Here is a 12,009-nt window from a genome sequence, read left to right as displayed (position 1 = left end):
GTGACCCCATAAGGGTTGCAAAAAAGGCCACCGGAGTTGTCCGGTGGCCTTTTTTTTTCCCTGCCGCAAGAGGGCCTCTTTACTACATGACAGCCTTGCCATAGCTAGCCTGGATATTTCATGAATCCCTACCCATGCAGCGGTTACTTGGCCCCCTCTATGAGCCCCCTCTTTCGAGTAGGGAGAGTGTCACAGGCTCTTCAGGTAGAGGGCAATGGCCATACGGTCGGCATCGCCAATATTGGGGAAAGCGGGCATCACCATCCCCCCCTCTTTGATGTGTGCGGCCATAGCGGCGGGCTCGGCGTCACTCCCGGCGACTTTGAGCAAAAAGCCCATTTTACCGGCACCTTTATCCCCATGGCAGCCGGCGCAGGCTTCGGCATAGATTTTATCTGGGCTGGTACCCGCTGCGGGTGAATAGTCATTACTGCCACCACAGCCGCTGAGCAGGACACAAGCAGCCAACACACCCATCCACTTCATAGACTTCACGACGATCCACTCCTTTTAGCTTGAACGGTCCCCTCCGCAGTTACGCATGCAACAGAGACATCTATTGAGTCCATGAGTTCCCAACTGAGCAAGAAATAATCACTTTATATGAGGCAAGCTTGCCAAATCAGCCTGCATGGCGTATATCTTTGATCGGTACGGATATTTTACACGCCAACCGCTTCTGTATGGGTAAAGTTTAATAAACCTTGTAATTTTCCATACAGATACCCATTTCACACGGGTTAAGCCATTGTTTATCACCTTTTGGATAGCATTTATTCACTTGAATCGCACCCCATAAGGGTAGAACATTGCGGTGGTAGAGAGTGGGTTTACCGTAAGCAGGCAAGGTGGATTAAAGCTTTGCGTGCATGCCGTTTTTTTGGTTAACAGACCGCTCTATACCTTGTCTCACCGACAGTGGTGCATTGCACCTGCGACTAGCCAGACAGGACATGAGATAACATGAGTATGGAAAGTGACATCTCTACCGCCGTTAAAACCGGTGTACGTGATATTGCCATCACCTTTTTATCCATGGATGTCACAGCAGGTCCCACCCTGGTCCGGGATGTCAATGGTGACTATGCCCCTCCTGAAGCGGAGACTTCGGCGCTGATTTTACTCAATGGGGCCGTTCAAGGTGGATTATTTCTCTCGGCCCCAGAACATGTCGCTATGGCGATGACCTCGGCCCTATTGGGTGAAACCTTGGAAGAGATGGGCGAAGAGGTCTACGACGGTTTTGGCGAGGTCGCCAATATGGTGGCGGGGAGCATCCAGACCGAGTTGGCTGTTGAGCATGGCGAGATCAATCTTAGCCCGCCCTCCATTCTGGGCCAAAACGGAGTGTTTGAGGCCAACTCTAGAGAGTTCAACCACAGTGTACGTCAATTTTTCAAGACCCCTGTTGGGCCTTTTTTTGTGGAAATCTTCTACACCTAAGGGCGATGCTTTCTTCAGCCGTGTACGACCTGCTTAGCCTCGCCGTTAAGGGGTCGCACTCAAGAGGGCAGCAAGCCTAGCGCCGCGAGAAACGCTTTAACCTGCTGTTCTTTATCACGAAACTGACGAATACGCCCCTCGATCTCATCCTGGGACATACCTTCGGTATTGAGCATGAGTTGATGCAGGCTCTCCAACTCCCCTTTAAGTTTCTCCAGCTTAACGATGCTGGCGGGGGTCATGCCCTGTAGATTTTTTAATAATTCTTCGCTCATCTTTGGCCCCTTTTCCATGAGACAATGCACACCGTTACGGTATAAGCCCCGAACAGGAGGCTACTCCTGCAAATGAGGCGGGTAACAGAGGGAGTGTTGCTGCACCCCGCTGCGGGCGGTTTCTTGGGCTTGTTGCATCACCGCGTCGCACTGTTGGGTTGCCCAGACTCGGTTGGCATTGCAGACGCTTTGTTGAAACCGGCTATAGTGAAGATCTTCCAACTCATGGGCAATGGCTTTAAGCACCGCCCCACGACTAACCTGGGCGGTATAGCGATAGGCGCTTGGTTCGTCTTCGTTCAGGGGGTGTTCCTGCACCTTGGCGTCGGGAAAATCCACCTCAATATCACCCGGCAAGCGGGCACGTACCAGTAGCATATCCCCGTGGTTGGGGTCGGCTACCAGTGAAAGAAATCGTCCACCCTCAAGAAAAATCCACATAGATGCCCCTACTCAGCCCCACCAAACCAGAAATCCAACCCCTTGGTCAAAAACTCCTCCCAACCGATATAGTGGGAGCCATCACAAGAAAAATTGAGTGCAACCAAACCATTGCAAATATTTAGGGATGCATTACGCAGATAGATTACCTCATCGGCAAAACGCAGCTCTTTCAACATCTCAAACACCTTAGGGATCGCCGTTTTGGGAACCACCGCCCGCTGGGTGTAGGGTTGGTGAGGATAGGCCAGACAGACATCGGGATCAATAAGATCATCAAAACTTAAAATGCGATAGGAGTAGGGATCATCCACCAACCACAACGAAGCCCGACTGCTGGAAAAGTGCAGTTTGCCATGAAACACCCCATTTTCGCTCATCAATTCGGTCATCAATGCCAGCACATCATCTATACGCCGATCCAGTGCGCTTTCCACCCGATGCTGCTGAAACAGACCACTACGAATAGCCGGATCGCCCTTGATCTGTCGCCAGCTATGATTTTCTTTGTACAGAGATTGGGTTCCTGGTAGCTCGCGCAGATCATAATCGGCACCGAGAAAGCCGATGATCATACCCTCTGGATCACGGATCACCTGCACCGCCGTCAAGGAGGGGCGATTGTTATTGCGGCTGATGTAGGCTTCGGACAATTTAAAGTCGGTGGTACCCACAATGTTTTGCATATAGGGACGGGTGGAACGGTCCCGCGCCATATGCCGAGGATCATGCCCTTCACGGGTAATATTATCAATAATTTGGCGGGCGCGGGCGTCGGTAATAAACAGATGTTTGCAATAGGGGATATTGGGTATTGAGGCGGTTAAACGCTGCTCCAACCGTTGCCGGTCGGGCATATCTTTGGCGCACTGTTTAGCCAGATCATACATGGTGTTCCCCAGCAGTGCAGTGAGATCCTCACGCTGCTTACGAATGCTCTCTTTCAGGCTGCTATACAGCACAATCCGCTCCTTTACCTAACCGAGTAAACGACGCCCCATGGTAGGCTTTTTTTCACCATGCTGAAAGTGTTGCTTTATGGCGTCGCCCTACTTACCCACTGGGCACCCCCGATTCATAAGTGACAAGCCAGACATTTGCACCTATAATTTTTTCGAACCTTTTTGGGACAGGATTGATCCATGAGCAAACAGAATAAACTTGATTTTCATCAAGCAAGAGTGATCCACATCACCTGGGAAAGCCATTTAGATCGCCCGTTTGAGTCCATGATAGGCTCCGTACCAGACTGGCCGAAGTCTCAGCAATGTGAGCTCGGCCATTGGCTTAACCGGGTAAGCGCAAAAAAGCTGCAAGATTTTCCTGTCCTTAGCCGCATTCAAAAACATCATCATCTCTTCCATACCGCTGTAGATGCGTGTTATCTGGCCGCACAGCGTGGCGAACGTGATGAGTTTGAAAAAGAGAAAAAACAGCTCCGCGTAGAAAGCCGTGAAATTTTATATCTCTTAACCTTGCTGGAACTGGAATACCGGCAACAGCAAGTTGAAGCCAAAACGCAAAGATCGGCTTTTCAAGGACTTATGCAAATTTTTTCACCGCCTAGCCATGACAGACTGCATAAAGAGTTGCACCTTAATGTTTCCGACGCCCGCCTCTTCCATGTTCTGTGGATACAAGATGAAATGGAGAACGCTTTTCATGGACATGCCCGGCAAGCCGATTTGGCGCAACTGGACCACTGCGATCTAGGGGTTTGGATCCATGACATTGGGCTTAAAATGCATGCCGACCTCCCTGAAATTCAGCTCTTGAATGAGTCGCACAAGTCGTTTCATGACTATTCACGGGCGGTTATTGGTGCCCTGCGCCATGGCCGCTCCGAGTCAGCGGATAATGCCTATGCCAAGCTGCAAGTTTTGAGCAGAGAGATTATCTATTTGCTTACCCGCATTGAGATGCACCTTGGCCATAGCGCATCCATTACCTCGGAACATACCGCGCTATGATCCTCGGCCTTGCGTCGGCCTCGCAACAGCAAGCGTGTTGCGGTTACACTTGGGGCATGGGTGTTGGGGAAGAGCAGGCACGATCCCCGGCCACCCAAAACAGACCTTAATAAAAATCCACGGCCAAGCCAGCACCCAACCTCCATAAAGAACCGGCATGATCGACACCCACTGCCACCTGGACGACCCCCATTTATACCAGCGTCTAGAGGCCGTGTTAAGCCGCAGCCGCGCCGCTGGTGTTAGCCAGTGGGTGGTGCCCGGTGTGAGCTTGGCGGGTTTTCCTGCATTGCAAAAGTTACAAAGGCCGGGCATAACCCTAGCCCTGGGGCTACACCCCTTTTTTATGGCGCAACACCCGGTGGATGCCATCGACCAACTGCAATACTGGTTAGGCCTGCTGCAACCCCCGTTGATGGGTGAAATTGGCCTGGACTATACCCTACCCGCCACCACCCACGCAGCCCAGCAGCACCTCTTACGGCAACAGTTACGGCTGGCCCAGCAACGGCAAAGCCCGCTGTTGCTGCATGTGCGCAAGGCTCACGAACCCATGTTACAGATGCTTAACCAGCTCAAATTTCCCTGGGGCGGCATTGTGCATGCCTTTAATGGTAGCCTGGATCAGGCCACCCGTTATGGCCGGTTAGGCTTTAAACTCGGCTTTGGCGGCATGCTCACCCGGCCCCACTCACGACGCTTGCAAACCCTTGCACGCAGTGTGGATGACACCGCCCTCGTGTTGGAAACCGATGCCCCAGATCTACCGCCACACCCCCACAAAGGCAAGATTAATGAGCCTGCCCTACTCCCGGTGGTGGCGCAAAAATTGGCAGATCTGCGCGGGGTTTCCCTGGCGCAGATGGTCGCCCTTACCAGCCGCAACGCCCGTGTGGCCCTTAACCTGGAATGCTAAATGGAAACTGGATTTTTTGAACGTACCGCGATCCTTATTCACCAAGAGGGCATGGATAAATTGGCCCAGTTGCATGTGCTGGTGTGTGGCCTGGGCGGCGTTGGCAGCTATGCCGCCGAGGCCCTCTGCCGGGCGGGTGTTGGGCACCTAACCTTGGTGGAACACGATACCATCGCCGCCTCCAACATCAACCGGCAACTGCATGCTACCCACGCTACTGTGGGCCAAAAAAAGATGCAGGTGATGTTGCAGCGCATGCAGCAGATTAATCCCCACGGCCAAATAGACCCCCTGGACCAGTTTCTCACCCGCGAGCAGATCCCTGATTTGTTAGAAACAGCCAAACCCCATGTGGTGCTGGATGCCATCGACTCCCTAAACTGCAAGGTGGGGCTAATTGTCGAGAGCTACCACCGGGGCATCCCCGTCTTTAGCTCCATGGGCGCGGGGGGGCGCTTGGACCCCACCAAAGTACAGGTTAGTGACCTTATGCAGAGCCACACCTGCCCCCTCGCCAGCAAAGTACGCCAGCGCTGTCGGCGCGAAGGGGTGCGCAATGGGGTCATCTGCGCGTGGTCCAGTGAAATCCCCGCCCCGCCGCTGCCGCCCGAACCGGTCACACAAGGACGCCCCAGAGCAGTCAATGGCACCATCAGCTATCTACCAGCCCTGTTTGGGCTATTACTGGCCGGACGAATGATACACCAACAGCTAAATCCGCTCGCCCCGCCAGCGCCATAGTGGAGCACACCAAGCAACCCCCTAACGGATGCGGCGCAAAATGTGCGCCGCAGGTTTCATTCATGTGAGAAATCCCATCGATCACGCCCACCTCACGTTTTAGCTTTTCATCCAGGCGAGACCCTTCTAGAGTAGATAGCATGAAGGTCTGCACGGAACCATTTTGATCCATAGGGTTAGGGGGGCTAAAAAGCCATACCCCAACCCGCAACTTCGAGGCTGATCATGAATGATATTATAGAATTATGGAAAGCAGCGATCCGGCATGAGGCGCTGACCGTAAATTTTTATAGCCGGGCGGCTGAAGTTACCCGTGACGATGCCTCCCGCATGCTTTTTCTCCAACTTGCCGAGATGGAGGGCGGGCATATCCAAGAGCTGCTGGGACAGGCGGCCAAAGCCAGCTGTTTAAAAGAGAGCGATGTGGATTTAGCCGCCTATGCCGCCGGGCTAGAGGATAATGGTCGTTACGCCTTTAACACGGAGGATGAACAGGCTTTTTTAGCCGGAAATATGCGCACCGTGCTACAACTGGCCCTTGGTCATGAGCTTGAGGCGGTCAAGATGTATCAGCAGCTCGCGCTCAAGACCCTGGATGAAGCAACCAAACAGTTTTGCCTAACCCAGCAAGAGAATGAAAAGCGACATGTTCATGAATTAGAGACCCTGCTCAACTCTCTGGAGCTCACCCCCGAAGATCGCCCAGGTCTGTAATCCAGCATGCAACAAGGCGTAAGCTGCCCTGCCTGACGCACAACCGCGGCAGGGCAGTCAAACGCCTTGCTACCGCGCCCTGCCATTTCAATCCCCCCGGGACCCTAGCCAAGCACAGCCCACCTTTGACCTCACCGCTTTTTTTAGCAAGTGAGCCTATTGACCAATAGGCCTTTAAACCCGGTTGGGTTCGGCGGCTCAGTTCTACGCTCCCCCCTGCGCAGCATGCGCCACCACCACCGCTTCTAAAAGCCTTAGTCCCGCAACCACCTCATCCATCTGCACCGCCTCGCTATGGTGGTGGCTAACGCCTTGGGCTTGGCTGGCAATAAACAGCAAGCCTTTGTGGGATAAGGGCGGCACCTGCACATCATGGCCCGCCCCACTCACCATCGGCAGCACGGCAATGCCCAACCGTTGAGCAACCTCTTGCATCTGCATGGCCCAGCTTGAAGAGAGTGCATCGGCAGGGGTCTCCCCCAACTCCACCACCTGCCCCCCCACCCCCTGCACCAGGGGCAGCATCTGCGCCAACGCCTCAGTCATGCGGGCCGCGTCCCCCGCCCGCAGGTCCAGTTGCAGGTGAAAACCCGCTTGCACTTGAAAATCGGGCCATTGCAGCCCCTCGTTCAGACTCGATGCCACCACAGCCCGCGCCGCCACAATGATCTGATCCACCCCCTCCCGCTGGTTCATGGGCTGGCCACCACTATGAAAGGTATGGGGGCCTTGAAAGCGTACGTTTGGCCCACAGACCGTGCCACTGCCCACGGCGGCGAGCAGAGCCGCCTGCTGGGGATCCCGACAGCGCAGCAGGGTGTGATCACGCCCCACGTTGGGCGCACCTTGTACCGGGGTAAAGGTGACTCTTAATGGTTGCTCGGGGCTATCCAGGGTCGCCACCCGCTCATGCACCGCCAGCAGCAGCGCCGCCAGCCGCGCCACCCCGATGTTGGGCAACTGCCAGCGTTGCCGCCGGGAACCCGCAATGGCGCTCACCACCCCCACCACGGGCCGCTGCTGCTGCCGCCCGAGGCGAGCCAGCAGCGGCCCCTGCTCAATATGCAGCTCCAACAGCGCCATGCCCGCCGCCACCGGCGATGGAGCCTGCCCCCGGCACCCCTGCACCGCCTGTCGCAGCGAAACCCCTTGTGCATCCAACCGCTGGGCGGCCATGGGCTCCGTCAACAGGCCACTGGCCCCTTTGCTGCCTAGGCAGGAGCTACGAAAGCGGGCCGACTCCTCCCCCCGCCACGCAATCACCCGCAAGCGGCCCGGCCACCCCTGTTGTTGCAGACGATGCAGCACCACCAAAGCCGCCGCCACCCCCAACACCCCATCGTAGCGGCCACCATTGGGCACCCCATCCAGATGGGAACCAATGGCGATGAGCGGCCCGCACCCCTCATCCCCAGTGCCAACCCAGGTCCCATAACTGTTGCCCCAGGCATCCTGTTGTGGCACCACCCCCAACGCCCGTAATTGGGCACAAAAACGCTCATGGGCCAGATCTTCCTCTGCCGTATAGGCCAGACAGTTTCGCCCATCAGGGCCAGCGCCCACCGCCGCTAAAGGCTCAAAATAGTGGTTAAACAGGGGTTGCATGGATTAACTCCGGGGTTTGGCGCGGGCGGTGGCTTGGGCCTGCCAGGGGTTTTCTGGCCAGTGATGTTTGGGATAGCGTCCACGTAGCTCCTTGCGCACCTGGGGCCAGGTGGTCTGCCAAAATCCGCGCAGATCGCTGGTCACTTGCACCGGACGCTGGGCAGGATTGAGCAGATGCAACGTAACCGGCACCCGCCCCTGGCCAAGACACGGGCTCTCGGCCAAACCAAACAGCTCTTGAATGCGCACCGCCAATACCGGCTGCGCCCCTGCCGTATAATCCAATTTAATGCGGGAACCGCTGGGCACCTCATAGTGCGTCGGTAGCGCCTGTTCCAAGCTCTGCTGCTGGGACCACGTTAATTGACTTTGCAAAATCTCCAACATATTCAGGCGCTCCAACTGTGCCCGCCGATTCACCCCACGTAGAAAAGGGGCCAACCACTGCTCCAACTGTTCCAGCAGCACAGCCTCTTCCAACAACGGCCAGCCCGACTCAAGACGCGCCATCAACTGCACCCTGGCTTGATACTGCATGGCCGCTGGCGTCCAGGGCAACACCGCCAGCCCCATGCGCCGCACCCCCACCAACATGGCCGCCAACACCGCAGCCTCGGGGGCCTCGCCATGCAGGGGTTGCCGCTCCAGTACCAACGCGCCAAAACAGCGCTGGCGCTCTGCCACCACCCGCTGCTGCTGGTCAGACCACACCACCTGCGCCTGCCACGCCGGCGGCTGAAGCGCCATGAAGGCCTCTTGCGCCAAAGAGACCGCCAAATAGGCCCGTCCCTCCGCTTCACCGGCATCCAGCGCGGCCACCACCAGCAGCGGCTCACCACTCAAGGGGTCCATCTCATCCAACCGCACCCCACGCCCGCTCGCCAGCAGATAGCGCCCCCGCTGCCCTGGCCGCAACTGCGCCACCCGGTCGGGGTAGGCCGCCGCCAACAGCAGCCCCAGATCACCATGGGCCACCTGCTGACGGCTCACCCCCAATAGATGGCGTAGCTGGTCCGCCCCCCGCACAATCCGCTGTAGGCTGGCCGCATCCACCCCCGGCCCAGCGCTCCCCTGACGCCGAAACTGCGCCACACTTTGCCAACGCAGGTGCAGATCCACCTGGCGCGCCCCTCCTTTCAGAGGATCTCGTTCACTGAGCAGCGCCGCCACATCACAGGCCATGGCCTGGGCTGCGGGCTCTGGGGCCATACACACCATATGGGCCAAACGCGGATGCAACGGCAGTTGGGCCATCTGTCGCCCTAAGGGGGTGATATGCCGTGCTTCATCCACCGCGCCCAGCGCCACCAACAGCGCCCAACCCTGCGCTACCGCCCCTTCCGGCGGGGGGTCCAGCCAGCTCATTTGCGTCGGATCTGCCACCCCCCATAGGGCCAACTCCAGCAGCAGCGGAGCCAGATCGGCCTCACGTATCTCCGCAGGGGTCGCCGGTTGCAGCATGCGCTGTTGCGATTCTGGCCAAATACGGTAACAGACCCCCGGCTCCAGCCGCCCTGCCCGTCCGGCCCGCTGTTGTGCCGAGGCATCGGAGATGCGCAGCCGCTCTAACCGGGTCAAACCACTGCTGGCATGAAAACGCGGACGTTTACACAACCCCCCATCCACCACCACCCGAATGCCCGGAATGGTCAGACTGGTCTCGGCAATATCCGTTGCCAAGATCACCCGCCGTCCTCCCTCCAACCAGGGGCGCACGGCACGATCTTGGGCCTGCATACCCAACTCGCCATAAAGCGGCAATAGGGTCACATCATCGGGCAAGCCTGACCGCAAAGCGGCCTCCACCCGGCGGATCTCCCCCGCCCCCGGCAAAAAGGCGAGCAGATCCCCCCGCTCCTGGGCCAACGCCTGACGAATGGTCTGCACCACCCCCTCCACCACATGGGCATAGGGTTGGCTGGCATAGCGCACCTGCACCGGGTAACTACGTCCATGCCCTTCTATAATGGGGGCATCCCCCAACAGCTTGGCCAAGCGCTGGCTCTCCAGGGTGGCCGACATCACCAAGAGGCGCAGGTCGTCACGCAGCTGTTGCAGCTCCAACGCCAGCGCCAACCCCAGATCACCCTGCAAGGAGCGTTCGTGAAACTCATCAAACAGAATCGCCCCCACCCCCTGCAAGGCGGGGTCGGACTGTAGGCGGCGGGTGAGCATGCCCTCTGTCACCACCTCGACGCGGGTGTTTGGCCCCACCTTGCGCTCAAAGCGAATCTGATAGCCCACCCGCTCCCCCACCGGCTCCTGCAACAGCTCGGCCATGCGGCTGGCAGCGGCCCGCGCCGCCAGTCGTCGAGGTTCCAACATAAGGATGCGCTCTCCGGCCAACCAGGGGGCATCCAACAGAGCCAAGGGCACCACCGTGGTTTTGCCGGAGCCCGGCGGGGCGCTAAGGATAACATTGGGATGGCGCAGCAAGGCCGCTTGCAGCGGTTGCAAAGTGGCCACAATGGGCAGATCGGGGGGGCTAAACATAGAGGCTCCATAAAGAATCAGGCACCCAGCCGACCCCCCTGTGACGCATTACACACGCTCTCCTGCCCTTGGCACAGCCAGCCGAGCGAGCGGGTGGTGGGGCCACAACCCGGAAGGGCGTGGCGACGAGAGCCGCTTTAGAGGTCACGAATGTGCAGGGTAGGCAGGGCCAAACCATTAAAGGTGGTCATTTTCACCAGGGTGTAGTGGGCCATATCCAGAAACACCAGTTTTTGCCCAATCTGTAGAGGCTCCGGAAAACTGTAGAGCCCAAAATAGTCCCCAGAGAGGCAGGAGTGCCCCCCCAGCCGGTAGGTGTGGGCATACTCCCCCTCACGCCCAGCGCCCCAGATGGTGGGACGCCAGCCCAGATCCAACACATCGGTCACATGGGCGGCGGCGGAGAGATCCAAAATCACATTGGGGGTGGCGGTGTGAATAATATCTTGCACCTGCGCCACCACCACATCGGTATTAAAAACCACCCCAGCCCCAGGCTCCAGCGTTACCGCCAAGCCATGCTTGGCACGAAAATCCTTGATCAACTGGATCAGCCGTTCCCGATCATAGTTGGGGTGGGTAATCAGATGCCCACCGCCAAAGTTGATCCATTTAAGTTTATGGAAAACATGACCAAAGCGAGCCTCCACCGCTTCCAGAGTACGGGCCAGCGCGGCGGGACCCTGCATGCAGAGGGTGTGAAAGTGCAACCCCTCGATCCCCTCCATGGCATCGGCCTCAAACAGCGCCAAGGGTACCCCCATGCGGGAGCCGGGCTGGCAGGGATCGCAGCTATCAAAATCGCCACCACGGGTGGAACGTTCGGGATTGATGCGCATCCCCACCGAGGCTTGACTGCCCTGCAACTGCCCCTTGTAGCGTCGCCATTGGTTAAACGAGTTAAACACAATATGGGTCGCATGCTGGGCGATATAGTCCATCTCATCGGGCAGATAGGCGGGGGCATAGGTGTGCAATTCCCCCCCAAAGTGCTCCTGTCCCAAACGTGCCTCGTGCAGCGAGCTGGCCGCCACCCCATGCAGATGCCCCTTTAAAAATTTAAAGCACTCCGGCTGCGCAAACGCCTTGAGCGCCAACAGCAGCGTGGCGCCGCTGCGGGCGGCGACATCGGCCAAAATCTCGCCGTTTTTAGTCAGGGTCGCACCATCTAAAATATGGCAAGGGGTTTTGACCTGCTCCAGATCAATGGCGCGTATCCAACTATCGGCGGGTACCGTGGTTACGGGATCTTCGATCCAGCTTTCATCATCAAGGGAGTCAACATGGGCCTCAACATGGGTGTTGGTCATCGCCTGGGTCATCCTTATGCAATGGGCAAACAGAGCACTGTTGTGCAGGGGGCAAGCACACCGCATGTATAACACAGCCGTTCACCCTGCCACACCTAGTA

The 12,009-nt window shown here is 57.5% G+C and carries 12 protein-coding genes; 5 read left to right on the top strand and 7 right to left on the bottom strand.

Features of this window, described 5'->3' with window-relative positions:
• Window positions 1-189 precede the first annotated feature (189 nt).
• Window positions 190-486 carry a c-type cytochrome gene (locus tag MMC1_RS05595; RefSeq protein ID WP_011712768.1) on the bottom strand — a complete coding sequence of 99 codons (297 nt, stop codon included), beginning with the start codon at window positions 484-486 and terminating at the stop codon, window positions 190-192.
• 477 nt (window positions 487-963) lie between these two features.
• Between MMC1_RS05595 and MMC1_RS19660 the strand changes: the two genes are divergently transcribed.
• Window positions 964-1,443: a chemotaxis protein CheX gene (locus MMC1_RS19660; protein WP_011712767.1), complete on the top strand. Its 480-nt coding sequence runs from the start codon at window positions 964-966 to the stop codon at window positions 1,441-1,443.
• 59 nt (window positions 1,444-1,502) lie between these two features.
• On the opposite strand, the gene MMC1_RS05585 is transcribed toward MMC1_RS19660, so the two are convergent.
• The 3 genes from MMC1_RS05585 to MMC1_RS05575 are packed head-to-tail and all read right to left on the bottom strand — an operon-like array spanning window position 1,503 to window position 3,049.
• Window positions 1,503-1,718, bottom strand: a complete 216-nt coding sequence (locus MMC1_RS05585) for a hypothetical protein (protein WP_011712766.1) — start codon at window positions 1,716-1,718, stop codon at window positions 1,503-1,505.
• 60 nt (window positions 1,719-1,778) lie between these two features.
• Window positions 1,779-2,159, bottom strand: coding sequence for a hypothetical protein (locus tag MMC1_RS05580; protein ID WP_011712765.1), 381 nt, complete (start codon window positions 2,157-2,159; stop codon window positions 1,779-1,781).
• An 8-nt stretch (window positions 2,160-2,167) separates the two neighbouring features.
• On the bottom strand, window positions 2,168-3,049 hold the full coding sequence (locus MMC1_RS05575) for a PDC sensor domain-containing protein (protein WP_407081017.1): 882 nt from the start codon (window positions 3,047-3,049) through the stop codon (window positions 2,168-2,170).
• A 252-nt stretch (window positions 3,050-3,301) separates the two neighbouring features.
• Between MMC1_RS05575 and MMC1_RS05570 the strand changes: the two genes are divergently transcribed.
• The 4 genes from MMC1_RS05570 to MMC1_RS05555 all read left to right on the top strand — a co-directional run bounded on the left by MMC1_RS05570 (window position 3,302) and on the right by MMC1_RS05555 (window position 6,500).
• Window positions 3,302-4,129, top strand: a complete 828-nt coding sequence (locus tag MMC1_RS05570; protein ID WP_011712763.1) for a CZB domain-containing protein — start codon at window positions 3,302-3,304, stop codon at window positions 4,127-4,129.
• A 157-nt stretch (window positions 4,130-4,286) separates the two neighbouring features.
• Window positions 4,287-5,045, top strand: coding sequence for a TatD family hydrolase (locus MMC1_RS05565; RefSeq protein WP_011712762.1), 759 nt, complete (start codon window positions 4,287-4,289; stop codon window positions 5,043-5,045).
• Window positions 5,046-5,786: a tRNA threonylcarbamoyladenosine dehydratase gene (locus tag MMC1_RS05560; RefSeq protein WP_011712761.1), complete on the top strand. Its 741-nt coding sequence runs from the start codon at window positions 5,046-5,048 to the stop codon at window positions 5,784-5,786. It abuts the gene before it with no gap.
• Between the two features lie 225 nt (window positions 5,787-6,011).
• On the top strand, window positions 6,012-6,500 hold the full coding sequence (locus tag MMC1_RS05555; RefSeq protein WP_011712760.1) for a ferritin family protein: 489 nt from the start codon (window positions 6,012-6,014) through the stop codon (window positions 6,498-6,500).
• Window positions 6,501-6,704: 204 nt separating this feature from the next.
• Here MMC1_RS05555 and MMC1_RS19655 read toward each other — a convergent pair whose 3' ends face one another.
• From MMC1_RS19655 to MMC1_RS05540, 3 genes are all read right to left on the bottom strand, one after another.
• Window positions 6,705-8,105, bottom strand: a complete 1,401-nt coding sequence (locus MMC1_RS19655; protein WP_011712759.1) for a M20/M25/M40 family metallo-hydrolase — start codon at window positions 8,103-8,105, stop codon at window positions 6,705-6,707.
• Window positions 8,106-8,108: 3 nt separating this feature from the next.
• The gene (gene hrpB / locus MMC1_RS05545) at window positions 8,109-10,598 is read right to left on the bottom strand and encodes an ATP-dependent helicase HrpB (RefSeq protein ID WP_011712758.1); all 2,490 of its coding nucleotides are present in this window, start codon (window positions 10,596-10,598) and stop codon (window positions 8,109-8,111) included.
• A 137-nt stretch (window positions 10,599-10,735) separates the two neighbouring features.
• Window positions 10,736-11,908: a carboxynorspermidine decarboxylase gene (locus tag MMC1_RS05540; protein WP_011712757.1), complete on the bottom strand. Its 1,173-nt coding sequence runs from the start codon at window positions 11,906-11,908 to the stop codon at window positions 10,736-10,738.
• Window positions 11,909-12,009 lie beyond the last annotated feature (101 nt).

Origin of the sequence: Magnetococcus marinus MC-1 (genome assembly GCF_000014865.1) — a bacterium.
In the GTDB taxonomy this organism is placed as follows: domain Bacteria; phylum Pseudomonadota; class Magnetococcia; order Magnetococcales; family Magnetococcaceae; genus Magnetococcus; species Magnetococcus marinus.
The sequence above is the reverse complement of the archived record's forward strand: the minus strand, read 5'-3'. Positions and strand labels throughout refer to the sequence as shown.